20 protein-coding genes are annotated in these 18,085 nt (G+C 36.8%); 12 read left to right on the top strand and 8 right to left on the bottom strand.

Annotation, left to right across the window (positions count from 1 at the left end; translation table 11 throughout):
* Window positions 1-11: 11 nt before the first annotated feature.
* A complete protein-coding gene (locus tag AC4NPH_RS05105) occupies window positions 12-410 on the bottom strand; it encodes a thiol-disulfide oxidoreductase DCC family protein (RefSeq protein WP_013056717.1) in 399 nt (132 codons plus the stop codon).
* Window positions 411-558: 148 nt separating this feature from the next.
* On the opposite strand from AC4NPH_RS05105, the gene AC4NPH_RS05100 reads away from it, so the two are divergent.
* Both AC4NPH_RS05100 and AC4NPH_RS05095 read left to right on the top strand, forming a co-directional pair.
* Window positions 559-1,125, top strand: a complete 567-nt coding sequence (locus tag AC4NPH_RS05100; RefSeq protein WP_013056718.1) for an RNA polymerase sigma factor — start codon at window positions 559-561, stop codon at window positions 1,123-1,125.
* Complete coding sequence (locus tag AC4NPH_RS05095) at window positions 1,122-1,883, top strand: anti-sigma factor (RefSeq protein WP_013056719.1); 762 nt, start codon at window positions 1,122-1,124, stop codon at window positions 1,881-1,883. Before AC4NPH_RS05100 ends, AC4NPH_RS05095 begins: the two co-directional genes overlap by 4 nt.
* 42 nt (window positions 1,884-1,925) lie before the next feature.
* Here AC4NPH_RS05095 and AC4NPH_RS05090 read toward each other — a convergent pair whose 3' ends face one another.
* Entirely contained in the window at window positions 1,926-2,360 is a 435-nt protein-coding gene (locus AC4NPH_RS05090; RefSeq protein WP_013056720.1) for an Hsp20/alpha crystallin family protein, read from the bottom strand.
* Window positions 2,361-2,589: 229 nt separating this feature from the next.
* Here AC4NPH_RS05090 and AC4NPH_RS05085 point away from each other — a divergent pair, with 229 nt between their 5' ends.
* Both AC4NPH_RS05085 and AC4NPH_RS05080 read left to right on the top strand, forming a co-directional pair.
* Entirely contained in the window at window positions 2,590-2,970 is a 381-nt protein-coding gene (locus tag AC4NPH_RS05085) for a replication termination protein (RefSeq protein ID WP_013056721.1), read from the top strand.
* Window positions 2,971-3,344: 374 nt separating this feature from the next.
* Window positions 3,345-3,623, top strand: a complete 279-nt coding sequence (locus tag AC4NPH_RS05080) for an AbrB/MazE/SpoVT family DNA-binding domain-containing protein (RefSeq protein ID WP_025752053.1) — start codon at window positions 3,345-3,347, stop codon at window positions 3,621-3,623.
* Between the two features lie 79 nt (window positions 3,624-3,702).
* Here AC4NPH_RS05080 and AC4NPH_RS05075 read toward each other — a convergent pair whose 3' ends face one another.
* Window positions 3,703-5,076 (bottom strand): MATE family efflux transporter, encoded by a 1,374-nt coding sequence (locus AC4NPH_RS05075; protein WP_013056723.1) that lies wholly within the window; start codon window positions 5,074-5,076, stop codon window positions 3,703-3,705.
* 220 nt (window positions 5,077-5,296) lie between these two features.
* On the opposite strand from AC4NPH_RS05075, the gene AC4NPH_RS05070 reads away from it, so the two are divergent.
* Window positions 5,297-6,049, top strand: a complete 753-nt coding sequence (locus AC4NPH_RS05070; RefSeq protein WP_013056724.1) for an SDR family NAD(P)-dependent oxidoreductase — start codon at window positions 5,297-5,299, stop codon at window positions 6,047-6,049.
* A 31-nt stretch (window positions 6,050-6,080) separates the two neighbouring features.
* Here AC4NPH_RS05070 and AC4NPH_RS05065 read toward each other — a convergent pair whose 3' ends face one another.
* Window positions 6,081-7,592, bottom strand: coding sequence for a phytoene desaturase family protein (locus AC4NPH_RS05065; RefSeq protein WP_029321365.1), 1,512 nt, complete (start codon window positions 7,590-7,592; stop codon window positions 6,081-6,083).
* A 136-nt stretch (window positions 7,593-7,728) separates the two neighbouring features.
* On the opposite strand from AC4NPH_RS05065, the gene AC4NPH_RS05060 reads away from it, so the two are divergent.
* Window positions 7,729-8,832 carry a glycosyltransferase family 2 protein gene (locus AC4NPH_RS05060; protein ID WP_063671416.1) on the top strand — a complete coding sequence of 368 codons (1,104 nt, stop codon included), beginning with the start codon at window positions 7,729-7,731 and terminating at the stop codon, window positions 8,830-8,832.
* Entirely contained in the window at window positions 8,775-9,293 is a 519-nt protein-coding gene (locus tag AC4NPH_RS05055; RefSeq protein WP_255286329.1) for a glycosyl-4,4'-diaponeurosporenoate acyltransferase CrtO family protein, read from the top strand. The genes AC4NPH_RS05060 and AC4NPH_RS05055 overlap by 58 nt, the downstream gene beginning before the upstream one ends.
* On the opposite strand, the gene AC4NPH_RS05050 is transcribed toward AC4NPH_RS05055, so the two are convergent.
* Window positions 9,290-9,742 carry a hypothetical protein gene (locus tag AC4NPH_RS05050; RefSeq protein WP_013056728.1) on the bottom strand — a complete coding sequence of 151 codons (453 nt, stop codon included), beginning with the start codon at window positions 9,740-9,742 and terminating at the stop codon, window positions 9,290-9,292. The genes AC4NPH_RS05055 and AC4NPH_RS05050 overlap by 4 nt on opposite strands.
* A gap of 669 nt (window positions 9,743-10,411) precedes the next feature.
* Between AC4NPH_RS05050 and ltaS the strand changes: the two genes are divergently transcribed.
* The 3 genes from ltaS to AC4NPH_RS05035 all read left to right on the top strand — a co-directional run bounded on the left by ltaS (window position 10,412) and on the right by AC4NPH_RS05035 (window position 14,330).
* Entirely contained in the window at window positions 10,412-12,349 is a 1,938-nt protein-coding gene (gene ltaS, locus AC4NPH_RS05045) for a lipoteichoic acid synthase (protein ID WP_013056729.1), read from the top strand.
* Window positions 12,350-12,515: 166 nt separating this feature from the next.
* Window positions 12,516-13,160: a 5-bromo-4-chloroindolyl phosphate hydrolysis family protein gene (locus AC4NPH_RS05040; RefSeq protein WP_013056730.1), complete on the top strand. Its 645-nt coding sequence runs from the start codon at window positions 12,516-12,518 to the stop codon at window positions 13,158-13,160.
* Window positions 13,161-13,184: 24 nt separating this feature from the next.
* Window positions 13,185-14,330, top strand: coding sequence for a toxic anion resistance protein (locus AC4NPH_RS05035; RefSeq protein WP_279824758.1), 1,146 nt, complete (start codon window positions 13,185-13,187; stop codon window positions 14,328-14,330).
* Window positions 14,331-14,376: 46 nt separating this feature from the next.
* Here the strand turns inward: AC4NPH_RS05035 and AC4NPH_RS05030 are convergent, their stop codons facing one another.
* Window positions 14,377-14,952, bottom strand: a complete 576-nt coding sequence (locus tag AC4NPH_RS05030; RefSeq protein WP_029321371.1) for a DUF8580 domain-containing lipoprotein — start codon at window positions 14,950-14,952, stop codon at window positions 14,377-14,379.
* 21 nt (window positions 14,953-14,973) lie between these two features.
* Entirely contained in the window at window positions 14,974-15,483 is a 510-nt protein-coding gene (locus tag AC4NPH_RS05025; protein ID WP_013056733.1) for a hypothetical protein, read from the bottom strand.
* Between the two features lie 139 nt (window positions 15,484-15,622).
* On the opposite strand from AC4NPH_RS05025, the gene AC4NPH_RS05020 reads away from it, so the two are divergent.
* Window positions 15,623-15,766 (top strand): hypothetical protein, encoded by a 144-nt coding sequence (locus AC4NPH_RS05020; RefSeq protein WP_013056734.1) that lies wholly within the window; start codon window positions 15,623-15,625, stop codon window positions 15,764-15,766.
* A complete protein-coding gene (locus AC4NPH_RS05015) occupies window positions 15,767-16,534 on the top strand; it encodes a polysaccharide deacetylase family protein (RefSeq protein ID WP_013056735.1) in 768 nt (255 codons plus the stop codon).
* Between the two features lie 39 nt (window positions 16,535-16,573).
* On the opposite strand, the gene AC4NPH_RS05010 is transcribed toward AC4NPH_RS05015, so the two are convergent.
* Window positions 16,574-18,052 (bottom strand): potassium/proton antiporter, encoded by a 1,479-nt coding sequence (locus AC4NPH_RS05010; protein WP_053487211.1) that lies wholly within the window; start codon window positions 18,050-18,052, stop codon window positions 16,574-16,576.
* Window positions 18,053-18,085: the final 33 nt, after the last annotated feature.

Below are 18,085 nucleotides of genomic sequence, written 5' to 3'. Positions count from 1 at the left end.
CCCAAGCTTTTTTAGTCATCAACAAACCGCTTTTTCGTATCAGAAGTTGGGAGCATGCAGTGCTGCTGTTTGCCAAACCACTTATATCGGTTGCGAGCGATCCAGTTGTATACTATATCTCGAATAGGTGCAGGAATGATAATGAAAGCATATAAAAATTTAACGGGTCCATCTAAGCGCTTGGCGATTTTTAAAGCAGCCGTTGATTTTACATATCTTTGGTTTCCATGAATATATACAATGCTGTCTAATTGCTCAGGAAGTAAGCCGTGAGAGGCTAGCTGCTGCTTTCCGAAATCTGATTGAAGAGAAGCGAAAGAAAACAAAGCTTGTTCATCATGTTTAATAATATATTGAACACTGCTATTACATAAATTACATATACCATCAAAAAGAATTAAATGTTTCATTGGACAATTTCGCTCCTATTCCATAAAAAAAGTATAGTTACTTGTCATTTTTGAAAAATAAAGGTACGTTTAAAAGATGTGAAAGTGATCCGAATTCAAAGGTAATTCGATTATATAATAAGACTCATAAGAGTTAAAGGAGAAGGGTATGAAAGAGCAAAACGACGTTGTCTTATACAATAGAATAAAAGAACGAGACAAAAAAGCCCTTGAACTGCTGTATGACAAGTATGAGCGAATTCTTTATTCGTTTGTATACCGGTTAACAAATAGCTCTGATATTGCTGAAGAAGCTGTTCAAGAAGTATTTATTAAGCTGTGGAGAGGAAAGGGAGTTTACAGTGATGGAAAAGGGAAGTTTTCATCATGGCTGTTTACGATTACAAGAAATACCGCGATTGATATTGTGAGAAAAAGAAAAACCGATCCTATTTTCTCAGAAGAGATTTTTGATTTTATTGAAGATGATCATCCTCAGATTGACGAGCAGCTTCAGTGGAAAGAAGAACAGCAGAGAGTACGGCACGCTGTATCAAAATTGTCTGAAGACCAAAAAAAGATTATTCAATCCGTTTATTTTAAGGGATTAACGCAGCAAAAAGTAGCAGAAGAGCAGCAAATCCCATTAGGAACAGTAAAGGGTAGGGTGCGATTAGCGTTGCGGAAATTAAAAACATATTTAGGTACTGATGCAGAAGGGAGAGCTGATTCATGAGTATGTGCAATAAACTAATTGATTACTATAATGATCAGTTGACTTCCCATGAGAAAAAAGAATTTGAAATGCATTTGAAAAACTGTCAAAGCTGTCAAGAAGAACTAAGAGAACTGGAGGAAGTTCTTGGAGATCTAACGTATTTGACACCAGAACAATCTCCTCCGCCAGAAATGAAACAGCGAATACTTGCGAATGTATTCGAAGAAGATCAAGGGGAGACAAAGAGAGAACCAATAGCTTTAAAAAATGAAAAACAACATGCTGAGTCTAAGAAATCAAATAAAAAATCCATCATTATTGGATTAGCTGCGGCACTTCTTTTATCCCTTGCAGGAAACAGCTACTTTCTGTTGAAAGATGAAGACAAAGGCAAACAAGAACCAAATGTTTCGGTTGCTCCTCAAAACGAACCTCTTACATCTGAAAAAACAATGAAGCTGCAGGCAGAGCCGAACGTTTCTGGCGAAGCAACAGCATCTCTTACGAAAAAAGGTGGAAATTTAAATGTGGTCATTCAAGCGAATAACTTGAAAAACGTAAAGGGGAATGAAGTCTATCAGGTGTGGCTCATAAAAGGTGATAAGCCTCATCCGGCAGGTGCTTTTGTAACAGATAAAAATGGAAACGGGACAGTGGTCTATACGATGAGCCGAAAAGAACAGACTGAAAAGTGGGATGTTATGGCGATTACTTTAGAACCGAATGCGAATAATAAGACGCCAAAAGGAAACATTGTGTTAAGTTCAGCGCTCTAACAAAAACCCTTCTGCTAACAGAAGGGTTTTTGTTACGTACAGTTAATCATCTTCAAATTGTATGGCAATGGTTTGATCATTTTCTATCTTATTCAGTCGAATTTCCAATAATCCATTTTTGTACTTAGCGCGAACTGGTTCGTCTGTGTAGTGAAAAGGAAGTTTGACCGTGCGAGAAAATATGCCTGTATGGCGTTCGTTGAGCTTTAACTTTTGTTTAGATGCTTCATAAGCATAAGGAACGTTTCCTTCAACTGTTAATATATTTGCGTCCAACTTGATTTGAATGTCGTTAGTTGAATGCAGTCCAGGAACCTCAACGACGATAATGCCTTCTTTATCGGTTTCATATAAGTCGACGTTTGGAAATCGCTTGGGCAAGATGTGATTTAAATCGCTCCAAAAGTGATTTCCAAGCATATCTTCTACCTTATGCTGAATCGAACCCCAATCAATCTCTTCATATTTTTTACTCAAAGGAACCCCTCCTTATATTCACGTAAATTCCTTCTATATATATGAAAAAAAGAAAATTCAATGCCTGCTTATAAAGAATGAGAAAAACACGTAAATAAGTGAAAAAATGTGAGAAAAAAAAGAGATTTTGAGTGAAAAAGAAGGATTATGTAGAATAAAAAAAGTATAATTACGTATAGAGCTTTCTATTATCCTGAATGAAAGCAAGTATGTGAAGGAGGAAGTTGAGATGAGAGAAAAGCGTACATCCAGTGGTTTTCTATTAAAACAACGTGCTTTCTTAAAATTATATATGATTACGATGACAGAACAAGAGCGTCTGTATGGCCTTCGGTTATTAGATGTGTTAAGAGATGAATTTCGACCTTTTGGGTTCAAACCTAATCATTCTGAAGTATACAAAGCTCTTCATGACTTGATTGAAGACGGTGTCCTCAAACAGGTGAAGCGTAAAAAAGAAGGAATGAAGCTTCAAGAAGTGGTTTATTATACATTTACAAATGAGGGAGAAGAGAAAGCTAAATTATATAAAAAACAATTAAAAGTAGAGCTGGAGCGGTGTGAAGCTATGATTCAAAAAGCTATTCGTGACAACTTCGGGTCCAAATGAACGTGTCTTTAGTTAGAAAAGACACGTTTTTTCTATAGCTGATTTTGTCGTCTTATGTCGGAATAAAAGTTATAAAATGGGTACAAAGTAGTGTAAAAGATGGATATATAGTTATATTATGGATAAAATACACACTTTTAACATATATGGATGAATTCGATTTTAAAGATTATGCACTATTCATAAATAGTGTACGAATTGATATGATACAAAGTGTATATAAATCTATTTAATGCGTTATTTGCCATATTTTAAGAACTTATAAACCGTTATCAGACCATCATTGAAGCATTTTGGTTTTAGCAACTCTGACGAATTTGACTAGATTTGTATCGAGAAGATATTATTTGTTTACTATGAAAGGAATGGATTTTATGAAGTCTACAGGAATTGTAAGAAAAGTAGATGAATTGGGTCGCGTAGTAATTCCTATTGAATTGCGCCGTATTTTAAATATCAACACAGGTGATCCAGTAGAAATATATGTTGATGAAGATATTATTATTTTACAAAAGTATAGCCCGTATGGTGCTTGCTTAGTAACTGGGGAAATTACGCGTGAAAACTTAACCTTTGGGAATGGAAACGTTGTGTTAAGTAAAAAAGGTGCGGAACAGCTTTTACAAGAGTTAGAGCGTACCTTAAATAAATAAGAAGTTTTAGTATAAGGAAGAATATCAATCCGTCTTTAAACTAAAAAAGAACGTTCTTTTGAGAACGTTCTTTTTTTGATTAAGCCGTTCGAGAAGATTTATTCTCCTCTAGCAGCTGCTTTTTTTGTATTTTTATCAAACGATACGCAAGTCCTGTTGCTCCTGCAGCAAGCCCCACAATTAGTCCAATCCAATAGCCAAACGCCTGCAAATCGGTGTATTTTGCTAAAACAATGCCTAAAGGTAGACCAATTACCCAATAAGATACCAAGGACATTAAAAAGGTAACATTTACATCCTTATATCCTCGCAGAGCGCCTTGAATAGGAGCTTGAAGAGCATCAGAAAGCTGAAAGAAAATTGCATAAATCAAAAAATGAGAAGTTAATGCAAGTACATCTGCATCTTTTGTATACAAAGAAGCTACTGATTCTCGAAGAGTAAATAAAAGACCTGCGCAAACAAAAGCCATGCCAACAGCGATAGTTACACCGATCCTGCTATAGCTTCTTGCATCTTGATGACGCTTAGCACCCGCTTCAAATCCCACAACAATCGTTAAAGCCATAGAAATACTCAGCGGAATCATATAGAGAAATGAGGCAAAATTAATAGCTGCTTGGTGAGAAGCGATTGTAATGGTATTATACGAGCTCATAAACAGCGTGACGGCTGAAAAAATACTTGTTTCGAAAAAGACCGAAAAACCGATAGGTAAACCAATTTTTAATATTTCTTTCCAAGTAGAAAAAGAGATACGGTGAAATCTTTTAAATAAATCGAAGTTAGAAAAAGGTTCTTTTTTATGAATAATTACAATGGATACAATGAGTATGCACCAATACGTAACGGCAGTTGCATAACCAGAGCCTACTCCACCCAAGTGGGGGAAGCCCAGCTTACCGAAGATTAATACATAGTTTAAAGCTACATTAACCGGAAGCCCTAAAATGGTGATAAGCATAGACGTACGAGTTTGCCCTAAAGCATCAATAAAGTTTCGTAAAACCGTATAAATAAAAAGCGGAATAATACCAAAAGATAAAGCAATTAAATACTGTTTGGCAATGCGCATTACGTTTGCTTCTAAATTCATCCCTTTTAAAATAGGATCAACAACAAAAAAACCGATTAAAATAATAACAACGGCCATTAAAATGGACACATAAAGCCCTTGAATGACGGAGAACGGAACCTTTTTCTTTTGATTAGCTCCGACAAGCTGTGCAACAATTGGCGTAATAGACATTAAAATCCCGCTTAGCCCTGTAAAAACAGGTACCCATAAGCTTGAACCAATTGCTACCCCTGCCAAGTCATCTGCACTTACCCTTCCTGACATCATCGTATCAAAAAAAGTCATTGAAAACATTCCAAACTGGGTGACCAATATCGGAAATAAAATAAAAACGAACTGCTTAACTTTTTGAGATGTTGAAAACGTTTGTTGCATTAAAAAACCCCCAATTTGAAAACATTTACACCAAAAAGCATTATATCACGCCGTGGCTTGTTTTTGCTAAGAGTTCTGACAATAAATTCAAAGAATGTATCCATAAAACGCAGCGATTTAAAAGGAATAAAAAGGTAAAACAGTATATGATTTTAATTTTGACATGCAGTGAGCTATGATAGAAAGTATAGTAATTATCATTTAACGTGGAGGGATACGTGTGGATTTACAGTTGCAAAGTAAAAATGTACTTATTACCGGCGGGTCAAAAGGAATTGGGAAGGCTATTGCTGCTTTGTTTATTCAAGAAGGAGCAAATGTTGGAATTGCGGCAAGAGGAGAGGAAGCGTTACAGGATGCACAGTCAGAATTAGAAAACGTGCGTACATATACAGCAGACCTAACAAACGAATCAGACAGAGTTGCATTAATTGAGAAGTTCATTAGCGACTTCGGAAGCATTGATATTTTAATTAATAACGCTGGAGGAAGTAATGGAAGCACTGCGATGGAAACAGATTTATCCCTTTTCAAAGAAGCGATGGAGCTTAACTACTTTTCAGCTGTCCACTTGAGCAAGCTAGCAGCGGCGCATATGACAAAAGATGCGGCAATCGTTAATGTTACGTCTATTTTCGGAAGGGAAAGTGGAGGGAAAGTCACGTACAATAACGCAAAAGCAGCGCTTATCAGCTTTACAAAGTCGTTTGCAGATGAAATGATTTCTAAAGGAATTCGTGTAAATGGAGTAGCGCCGGGAAGCATTTTGCATGAAACGGGTAATTGGAAAAAAAGAATGGATGAAAATCCGGAAAAGATTAAGCAGTTTGTTGAAAATGAAATACCAGCAGGGCGCTTTGGAGAGCCGGAAGAAGTGGCAAACGCCGTTGTTTTTTTAGCATCGTCTCAAGCTTCATGGATAGTGGGTGCGACGTTAAACGTAGACGGTGGACAGTCAAAAATGAACTTTTAAAAAAAGTGCAGGAATTTCCTGCACTTTTTCATTATCCAATATCTTTTTGCATACGAGGAATCTGAAAATCTTCATTAATTGCGTCCGCTGTAAGCTGACCTGATAATGTCACCATTGGCACGCCGCCTCCAGGGTGTGTAGAGCCGCCCACAAAATAAAGGTTAGAAAGAAGCTGACTTCTTGCCGGAATTTTAAAACCTCCATTTTTCTTACGGTCAGTTGCTACGCCATAAATGGACCCGCCGTTAGCACCGTAAAGCTCTTGGATATCATTAGGAGTAAACGTATATTCAAACTCAATGCTTGAACGTAAGTCTTCTAATCCCATTGCCTCAAGCTTTTTCAATACGACATCACGGTAGCGGTCTTTTAATGCAGCCCAGTCGTCGCCTTCTTTTAAAGGAGGTACATGAGTAAGAACGAACAGGTTTTCTTTTCCTTCAGGAGCTTGCGTAGGGTCTGATTTAGACGATACGCCAATGTAAATTGTCGGATCCATGGCTACTTGACCTTTGTTAAAGATTGTATCAAACTCTTCTTTCTGATCCTTTGAGAAGAAGAAATTATGATGTTGAAGCTGCTTGTACTGTTTGTTAACCCCTAATAAAAGAACAAGGCCAGAAACAGTAGGTTCAAATTTTGCAAGCTGCTGAGTTTGTTTAGCTGCTTGCGCATGATTTTTTAATAAATAGCGGTAAGTTGGAATTGCTTCTAGATTAGATACCACAATATCTGCTGATAGATTCTCGCCATTTTCTAGTGTAATTCCAGTTGCCTTTGCTCCGCTTGTTGTGATTTCTTTTACCGGCGTATTTAGATGTACAGTGACGCCAAGTTCTTGAAGGAGCTTATCCATCGCTTCAGCAATTTTGTACATTCCGCCTTTTACGTAATAAATACCTAATCCTAGCTGAACGTGAGCAAGCTGTGTTAATACAGCCGGTGCATGATAAGGAGAAGAGCCGATATACATAATTAAAAAATTAAACAATTGACGCAAATGTTTGTTTGAAAAATATTTGCGTGTAGTAGCATCCATAGATCTCATTGGATCCATTTGAAGCAGTTCTTTTACCGTGTGCATCGTTCGTAAATCGTGCAGTCCAGATAAACTTTTTTTATAAAAACTTTTTAAGTTCGATTCGTACATTTTATTTGCATAAGATAAATAGTCAAAAAAACCTTCAATGTCTTCTGGAGCAAGTTCTTGAAGCTGCTGAAGCATGCGAGGAAGGTCACTGGTCAAATCAATTTGTGTTCCATCTTGGAAAAAAGTTCTCCACTGAGGCTCAATTCGTTCTATTGTCAAGTAGTCGTGGATATTGCGGCCTGCACTGTCAAACAGCTGCTCTAGCACCCAAGGCATTGTTAAAATAGAAGGTCCCGTATCGAAAGAAAACCCTTTGCCGCTGCGAATATTTAACTTACCGCCAATTCGCTCGCTTTTTTCAACGACTGTTACATCATATCCATCAGCTGACAGACGAATAGCAGCTGACAGACCACCTAAACCTGCGCCTACAACAATTACTTTCTTTTTCATCTTTTTCCTCCTTATAAAACAAAAGCGAGTTGTCAACAATGTGTATAAAATGACTTCACGCAAAATAAAAATAGGTCTACAACTTTTTATTTTGTCCAGTTCGCTAATTTTCATACGTGAAGGAAAGGAGAAAAGGATGTCTTTTTTACTGGTTGCTCTTGTCTTGACAGGTACGCTTGTCATCACTATCCCTACATTTAAACGTGTAAAAATAGTAAGAAACGATATGTCATGTTTGTCCATTATTATTCCAGCTAGAAATGAAGAAAGAAACCTTACCTTTTTATTGCAGTCACTCCAGTTACGGAACGCTGACTTTGAAGTGATTGTTGTAGATGACAACTCAACAGATAATACTGAGAGGGTAGCCAAAGCATTTGGCGTAAAAGTAGTGCACCCTGGCGCACTTCCAGCTGGGTGGCTAGGAAAGTCATGGGCATGCTGGAATGGAGCACGAGAAGCAAAAGGCTCGGTGCTTTTGTTTTTAGATGCTGATATTACAGTAGAGAAAGACGGAATTGAAAAAGTATTTTTCTATTATCAACAGCAAGGGGGCGTGCTGTCGGTTCATCCTTATCATCTTGTTAAGAGGCCTTATGAAATGTTTTCTGCTTTATTTCACTATGTTACGTTTGCATCGATTGGCGCGTTTCACCCCTTTAAAAATTGGAAAAGTCCTTCTGTCGGTTTCGGGCAGTGCTTGCTTTGCAGCGCAGCCTCCTACTTTCAAAGCGGAGGCCACGAAGGGATAAAAAAAGAAGTGGTTGAAAATATGGCGCTGGTTGAGAAAATGAACAATCAAGGTGAATTTATTACGTGTATGAGTGGACAGGGAGCTCTTTCCATGCGCATGTATCCAAATGGTATGAAAAGCCTTATAAGAGGGTGGAGTAAAAGTTTCGCTTCAGGTGCGGGGAAAACGGAAGCCATTTATTTATTTCTAGTAAGTTTGTGGCTTACTAGCATGATTAATTATGTCCTTTTTTTACCTACTCTATGGAATCAACATGCAGGCTTGGCAATTAGCAGCTATGTTTGCTATGTAAGTCTCTTATTTAATAGCTTAAGAAAAATAGGTTCGTTTACTTTTTTTTCTTTGTGCTTATTTCCTATTCATGTGCTGTTTTTTCTGGGTCTATTCGTATGGTCTTTCATCCAAACAGCAGTGAGAAAGCAAGTTAAATGGAAAGAACGCAGCATATCTATAGAAGAAGAAAAAAAGAAGAAAGTGATAAAATGACAGGTGCTCAGCTCTTAATTAATATCATGGCATGGTTTGTGATTCACATGTTCATCGCCTACAGATGCACAAAAATTTCTCCCTTTTATTTAAAGAAGGACCTTGCGCTGTTTAAGGTTCAAAGCTGGGAAACAGTTGGGATATATAAAAAATTCGGGGTACACCGATGGAAACCGTGGCTTCCTGATGAAGGAAAGCTATTTAAACGAGGATTTTATAAAAAGAAATGGGAGAGTAGAACGAAGGAATATGCACAGCTTTTTTTAATTGAAACAAATCGAGCAGAGTTAACTCACTGGATCAGCATACTTCCTTCTATTCTTTTTTTTATATGGAACTCTCCTTCTATAGGTGTTTGGATGGTTATTTATGCGATTGTTGCAAACGTACCGTTTATTTTGGTTCAACGATATAATCGAATACGAATTCATCAAGTCGTTTTGAAACTCAAACGAAATTAATTCACGTGCCTTTGGCTCCGAGTAGGGGCCTCGGTTTTTATTTTTTTCTCCTTATTCGAAGACAATAACTTCTTGGATAAAAGAAAAAAAGAAGCAAAGGCGATATAAATACTAAAAAAGACTAAAAACCCCCATAAACCTGCTATGGCATCATCAAATTCCATATTGCCCCGGGTGGTAATTCCTTGCTGAATTTCAATGGCAAAAACTAAGACAAGCATAACGGTAAGGGTATAGATAAAAGAAATAGCTGTAATACTAAATTTCCACTTTGACAATAATTTAAAGATCATATAAACGCTTAAAAACGTGAGCAGTCCAATAATACCAATAATCCAGAAGTGAAGTTCTTTATCTGAAAGAGAAAATCCTAGTAAATAAAAAATATAAATTAATCCGTCGTGCAATACATTAATAATATTTGTAATGAAAACAATACATTCTTTCATTTTTTCTCCTTTATAAAAATGTAAGACGTTTAAACTTCTAGGTATACAAGCATGCATAGCCCGTACTAATTCCAATTTTATATAAAAAATGCACTTTCTAGATCAGATGTTAAAGAGATCTGAAATTTCAAATAATATTTATAATTTATATTATAAACAAAAAGGTAAAAAAATAAAAATTTTCGATGCAAACTGACACATTTTTTTCAAATTTAAAGAAAGAAATAACTCAAAATATGTGGTTTACTGTAGAAAGAAAAGAAAATAAGAGGTATTGATATAACAAATATTCACAAGTACTTTTATGCATTCTCTTGTAAAGGAGAAGGAAAACTAAGGCAAGTGTTAAATTTATATGTATAGTGGACAAAATAAAAAATAAATATAAAATAGTGAAACTTAAAGAGAAGTTGTCCGTATTAAATAGTGAGAAGAAAAAAGCACAGAAAACATTTGTGTTTGAAAGCCGATAGAGCTGGGAATAAGAAAGTAGTTATTTTCTCACGTTTGGTGAAAATTATACGTAGCGGTGTTGACAATTTTTTTTAAAGAGTTAAAATGTGAAAGAACAGATTAGCTCTCTTACATTTTTTGTAAGAGAGATTTCTTTTTACATTTACTATAAAAATAAAAGTGAGCTTAAATTTCAATAGAGACAGAGGTGGGAATATGAAACAGCTCATGACAAACGGTAAAAATATTTTTTCGAAACAGCTGCCGTTATTTCTAATTGCAGTTTTGTTGTTCTGGATTAAAACGTATACCGTTTATCGTATCGAATTTAACTTAGGGTTAGATAATTTTATGCAAAAGTTTTTACTTTTCATAAACCCAATTGGTTCGGCAATTTTCTTTTTTGCCATTGCACTACTATTTAAAGGGCGCGGAAAAGTACGAGCACTGCTTGGAATGAATTTTTTACTTTCATTCATCCTGTACGCAAATGTAGTATACTATCGCTTCTTTAATGATTTTATTACTGTTCCTGTATTGACTCAGTCAAACAACTTTGGTCAATTAGGCGGCAGTGCCATGGCTTTAATTAGCCCAACTGATATTTTATACTTCACAGATTTCTTTATTCTTTTAGTTTTAGTACTATGGAAAAAAGTTGACTTACCAGCAACAATTAGTCGACGTACTGTGACAGGTGTATTTTTATCAGGGATTTTATTCTTAAGTGCCAACATCGCACTAGCGGAAATGGATCGTCCTCAACTATTAACAAGAACATTTGACCGCAACTATTTAGTAAAATATTTAGGAACGTATAACTATACGATCTATGACATCATCCAGAGCTCGAAATCTTCAGCACAGCGCGCGTTAGCAGATAGCAGTGATGTGGCTGAGGTAGAGAACTATGCAAAAGCAACATATGCTGAGCCGAACAAAGAATATTTCGGTCAAGCAAAAGGCAAAAACGTCATCTATATTTCATTGGAGTCACTTCAGTCATTTATGATTGGTTATAAGTTAAATGGTGAAGAAGTAACGCCATTCTTAAATTCACTATTAAAAGATCAGAACACAATGTATTTCGATAACTTCTTCCATCAAACAGGGCAAGGTAAAACGTCAGATGCTGAATTCATGATGGAGAACTCATTATTCGGCTTACCTCAAGGTTCTGTATTTACAACAAAAGCAAATAACACCTATCAGTCGCTATCTGGTATTCTAGATCAGCAAGGCTATACAACATCTGTGTTCCACGGAAATGGAAAATCGTTCTGGAACCGTGATGAAATGTATAAATCAATGGGTGTAGAAAAATTCTTTGATTCAGCTTATTACAATATGTCAGACGAAGATACGCTGAACTATGGTTTAAAAGATAAACCATTCTTTAAAGAATCAATGCCGTACCTAAAAGGCTTAAAGCAGCCATTTAGCGCGAAGTTCATTACGTTATCAAACCACTTCCCTTATCCGCTAGATAAGGAAGACCAAACGATTGGACCTCACAATACAGGAGATAAGTCAGTTGACCAATACTTCCAAACGGCTCGTTATTTAGATGAATCAATCAAGCAATTCTTTGAGGATTTACAGGCCTCTGGTTTAGCAGACAATACGATGGTCGTGATGTACGGTGACCACTACGGTATTTCTGAAAACCATAAGCGTGCAATGGGCAAAGTAATGGGTAAAAACATCAATGATTTTGAACAAGCTCAACTGCAGCGCGTACCATTATTTATTACTTCACCAGGCCTTAAAGGCGGCGTAAATCATACGTATGGCGGAGACGTAGATGTTCGTCCAACAGTGATGCATTTATTAGGTCTTGATACAAAAGACTATATTGACTTTGGTACAGACTTATTATCAAAAGAACATCAGCAAGTTGTACCTTTCCGTAACGGTGACTTTGTTACACCTAAGGTAACAAAAGTTGATCAGAAAGTGTATGACAACGCAACGGGCAAGCAGCTTTCAGATAAGGAAGCGAAACAGTATGATAAGTATGATGAACTAGTTAAGAAAAAACTAGAACTATCAGATAAACTTGTTTACGGAGATTTACTCCGCTTTCATACACCAGAAGGGTTCAAACCAATTGAACGTTCGAAGTATGATTACAACAAGCGCGAAGATCAATAAAAAACAGGCAGCTTTTAATAGCTGCCTGTTTTTTTGTTTTATGAAACCTTTAAAGGTTTTATCCGTATATAAATTATAACAGTAATCGTTTTAAGAGACGGGAAGACAATGGTATAATATGTATACGTTTAAAAGTTCGGTCACATTTGAGATAGGAGTGAAAGCGATGAAAGTCGTTCGAATCATAAAAAAGATTCTTGCCATTTGGGTAACAGGAGCAGTAGCCGTTCCGGTCAGCTATTTTGGATTTAGTACCACGATGATTCAATCCTTTGGCATTAGTATAGGAGTAATGGTCGTGACGAGCCTGTTTTTTATTATGAGCAGTGCTCGACGTCATTATCAAAATCCGTATAGAGAAGAAATTGCATACGTTCGTCATCAAGTAAAAGAGGCAAAAAAGCAATTAAGAACCATTGGAAGCTATCGTTTTAAAATTCGGTCTGTTCATATGTGGACAGAACTTTCTAAACTATACAAAGTAGGTAAAAGCATCATTGAAATGGTAGAAAAAGAGCCCGCACGATATAAAGATGTTCAGCCCTTTTTTACGAACTACTTACAATCAACGGTTACCGTCATTGAAAGGTATATGTTTTTATTATCAAAACCAACAAAAAGCATAGAAGTAAAAGAAAGTCTTCATGAAGCGGAAGACATGCTGCGCGGGTTATCAGGGAAGTATGAGCATTTATTAACAAGTGCTCTTTCACAAGATAAGCTGACGTTAGATGTAGAGCTTAAAGTGCTAAAACAAGCATTTGAAGAGGAGCAGCCGTATATACCGACAGCTACTAATCGCACAAAGTAACGTAAATGCAAAGGATGGGATTTTATGATGAAAGAATATAATCAAAATCAATCGTTAGATGCGCTGCTTGATGATCCTTTTGCGTCGCCTACCCTGCAGGTACAACCGGACTCTCGCGCTGCAAAAAGAAACACATACGATGATTTGACACCGGAATATCAGGAAAAAGCACAGAAAATCGCAAATCAAATTGATTATAAAAATCAGCAGGCTATCTTACAGTACGGGGTAGCAGCTCAGTCAGAACTATCTCAGTTTTCTCAATCTGTACTACAGCATGTTCAAACGAAAGATACGGGACCAGTAGGAGACGTTATAGGAGATTTAATGAGTAAGATTCGCCAAGTGAATCCCGATGATTTTTCTGCAAAGAAAAAAGGAGTCATCGGTCGATTATTTTCAGGAGTCTCTAGGCCTATTCAAAATTTATTAACAAAATATCAAAGCATTAATGTTGAAATTGATAAAATTGCAGATAAGTTAGAGCGCTCAAAACAAATGCTGTATCGAGACATTACGATGCTAGATAGCTTATATGATAAAAATAAACAGTTTTACGAGGCGCTTAACGTCTACATTGCAGCGGCAGAATACAAGTTAGTGGCGCTGCAGAATGAAACGCTGCCCCAGCTTCAGCAAACAGCATCTCAAAAAAATGACTACTTGATGGCTCAGGAGGTCAATGATTTAAATCAATTTATCAATAGGCTAGAAAAACGAGTGCATGATTTAAAACTGAGCCGTCAAATTGCCATTCAAAGTGCACCGCAGATTCGATTAATTCAAGAAGTCAATCAGACCCTTGTGGAAAAAATTCAAAGCTCTATTTTAACAGCTATTCCACTTTGGAAAAATCAAGTAGTAATCGCAACCACTTTATTACGCCAAAAGAAAGCAATGGAAGCCCAAAAGCAAGTATCTAAGACAACAAACGACTTGCTTACTAAAAATTCAGAGCTGCTCAAGCAGAATACGATTGAAGTAGCTCGTGAAAACGAGGCGGGGATTGTCGATATCGAAACATTGAAAAAAACGCAGTCCGATTTGATTACCACGTTAGAAGAAGTGCTAAAGATACAAGAAGAAGGACGTACGAAGCGTACCGAGGCAGAATCAGAGCTGTATCAAATGGAAAAAGATTTAAAAACTAAACTATTAGATATGAAATAAAGAAAAAGTCGGTTTACACACTTTGTAAACCGACTTTTTCTCTGTTTTATGCATTTTGAAGCGTTCTCGCCATTTCTAAAAACGGAGTTAAATCTCTTTCAGATTTAGGAGCAAAGATCGTTAACCGGAAAGTAGGGTGTTGATTTTGCTTTCGAACGAGAAAACCGTATGCGTTACTTTTATCATCTGATGCTTTGTACGCAGCTTCTATCTCTAAGTTATGGTGAATGAGGTGCGTATCAAGGGAAGCCACTTCTGAAAAGCCAGCTCTTAAAATTTCTTTTGTTTCTTTATTGAGCTCCTCTACACTTTTATTTGAGGGAAACACTTCAATCCGCATCCACAAAGCATCATTTTTTTTGTTGTAAATGACATCTTTTCGGGGCTCTTCTTCTGTAAACTCGTATCCTTCTAGTACGTAAAGCGTATAGTTTTGATTGATGCTTCTTTTAAGATAACCCACATCTGTTCTACTGCTTCCTTTGTAAGGATAGGTGAATTCTTGCTGTGGCAAGCGTTCTTTTGGAATTTCTTCCTGTGTGTTAATAAGCTCTTCACGAAAAGCAGTTGAGCAGCCACTCATCAAACATATAAAGCAAACAAGAAATATCTTTTTTTTCATAGCTGGCTTCCTTATCTATTTTCATTCATGCGTTTTTACTGAGTTAACAATTGAAATTAACTTTTTTTCATCATCAGAATTTTTAGCTGTAACCATCGTGATTTTTAAAGGAGGGTGCCCCTTTGTTTCTCTTAGTACATATAGCTTTGCCGTTTCTTTTTTACTCCCGGATATAGATGCAAATACAACGGGTTGAATAAATAGGGATGTAGAAGAAATTTTTAACGATTTTCCAAACTGGTCATCAAACAATTCTTTTGAATGATCTAGATATGATTTGCTTGTACTTTCTTTCCCGGAAAGGACTTCAATTCGCATCCACGTATAGGGAGTCTTGGTTGAAAAAAGAATATCTTTTCCATCCTCTTCTTTTTGAAGCGTATATTCATTGGGCAATGAAAGAGAATATCCTTGTTCGCTTACGGTGAGCTGCTGATGTTTTTCATTGCTTTCACTGACTGCTTTAACAGAAGGCAGTATAACTATGGTTGCGCTTATCATTAACAGAAGCGCTAAATAAAATTTTCGCATGTATATATCTCCTATTCAAAACGCTAGACAGCGTGTAGTTACTATATAAAAATGTTTTCGGCATGTTAGAACCCGTAGGTTTATTTTTGACTTTTTGGTAAAGCTAAAAACACAATCAATTAGTAATGGAGAGAAGACTATGAAAAACCGTAAATCAACTTCTGCAGCTAATCGCCGTCAACAGCGCGTGTGTTTGGGTGATGAACGATTATTTGCAGTTGGTATTAAAGCGTTTATTGACAATACGCATGAATCACACCTAGACAAAAAAGGAGGTCATTGAGTGAAATGGTGCTTGTCAATTATCATTATTGTTTCCATTAATTTCTATGGTATTCAGGCGGATGCTGCAAAGAAGAGCAGATTTTATTATGAAAAAAAAGGAGATATCGTGTGGGAAGTTCCCATGAAAGATGAAAAGTTGATTGCGCTTACATTTGATGATGGACCAGATCCTAAATATACGCCGACCATTTTAAATTTATTGCAAAAGTACGGTGCCAAAGCAACTTTTTTTGTAGTCGGCGATCGAATAACGTCGTTTCCCAAGCTTGCTCAAAGAGAAGTTCGCGAAGGTCATGAACTTGCTAATCATACATATAGCCATTTGAAAGTAAGGGGCCAGGAAGTAGAGAGAATTGAACAAGAAATTGAAAAAGCGGATGAACGTATACAAGCTATTACAGGAATAAAACCTTACCTGTTTCGTCCACCTACTGGCTATTATGACGATCGGGTAGTAAAAGCTGCTAAAAATCAGCAGTATACCATTATTCTTTGGTCTTGGCATCAAGATACATTTGATTGGAGAAATCCAGGCGTAGGTAAAATTGTAAGTCAAGTGCTTAACCATGCCAGGTCAGGAGATATTGTATTGTTTCATGATACTGGAGGAGATCGAACCCAAACCATTGAAGCATTAAAACAAATTTTACCGAAGTTAAAGGAAGAGGGGTATAAATTTGTAACGGTCTCAGAACTTTTAAAACATCACCCTAATTATAAATCTCTTTATTTGATGCAACAGCAAAAACAGCACTCCGTTCAATAATCGGGTGCTGTTTTTCTAGTAAAGGCTTTAACCAATTTTTTAACTGGTTTTTCCTTCTCTTTCGTCCCCGTCAGACGTATTTTTTTGGAAAAATGCTTTTACTTTATCCCGTTTTTTCTTCGAAATAAGAATATATAATGTATCACCTGCAAAAATTTGTGTATTTCCTCTAGGTGTAAGTAGTTTATCATTTCGAATCACAGCAGTCACTAAAATGTCTTCAGGGAGGTGAAGTTCTTCAAGCGATTTTCCTGATATATCTGCATGTTCCACGAGCTTCAACTCAATCATTTCATTTTTGGTTTTGCCCATCGAAACAAGCTCGAGACTGTGAGGAACCGTCTCTTTTTCACCTTGAGAAAGGTTTAGAAATTTGGCTAAAGGAGCGATTGTTGCTCCTTGAAGAAGAGCGGAAGTTAAGACAACAAAGAAAACGACGTTAAAAATGAGCGTGCTGTTCTCCAAACCTGCCATCATAGGATAAGTGGCTAATACAATTGGAACAGCTCCTTTTAAACCGGCCCAAGAAATAAACAGTTTTTCTTTGGATGAGTATTTAGCAAACATCATCGAAAGAAATACGCCGAGCGGACGAGCGACAAACATAAGTAAAAGAGATAACAGTATACCCTGCCAAATGATATCTAGCAGTTGATTAGGAAAGACAAGAAGGCCGAGTAAAATAAACATTAAAATTTGCATCATCCATGCAAAACCTTCGTTAAAGCGGACAATTGTATGACGATAAGTTAGATCTGCATTTCCTACTACCACTGCCATTACATATACAGCAAGTAGACCGCTTGCTTCTACAAATGTGGAAATTCCATAGGTTAAGGCGGCCAATGACAATGTAAGCACAGGGTAAAGACCTGAAGAATCCAAATTAATTCGATTAATAATCCAAACGGATGCTTTTCCAAGTACTAAACCAAGTACCAGCCCGATTCCCATTTGCCAAAAGAAATTAAGGATTAATGAGAGGATAGGAGAGTCCGGATGTTGAATTAATTCAATAATAGAAACGGTTAAGAAGATGGCCATCGGATCATTGGAACCAGATTCTGCTTCTAGCGTGGAGTTTAATTTTTGGCGGATATTCTGTGTCCCTAGTACAGAAAACACGGCCGCAGCATCTGTAGAGCCAACGATTGCCCCAAATAAAAAGCCTTCAAGCCAAGTAACACCTAAAATATATTTGGCAAGTACACCCGTTAAAACTGTCGTAATGAGGACTCCGAAAGTAGCTAATGAAACGGAAGGGCGAACAACGCGTTTAACATCTTTCCATTTTGTCTGCACACCCCCATCAAAAAGAATAATGATAAGTGCTAATATTCCGAATCCTTGTGTTAAAAGAGCATTGTCAAAGTAGATGTAGTGGCTAACAACCATTCCTACAATAATAAAGAGTACGAGCGAAGGGACTCCAAGGCGAGTAGAGAACTTTGCAGTAAGTACCCCTATGACAAGGAGAATAGATAATAAAAGAATTGAATGGTCTACCGTAAAATCCAAAAAATACACCTCTTTTGTTCAAAAGTTTTATGT

This window comes from Priestia sp. MDV22-iso46 (assembly GCF_058629175.1).
Note: the sequence above shows the minus strand (reverse complement) of the source record. Positions and strands in the feature narration are given on the sequence as shown.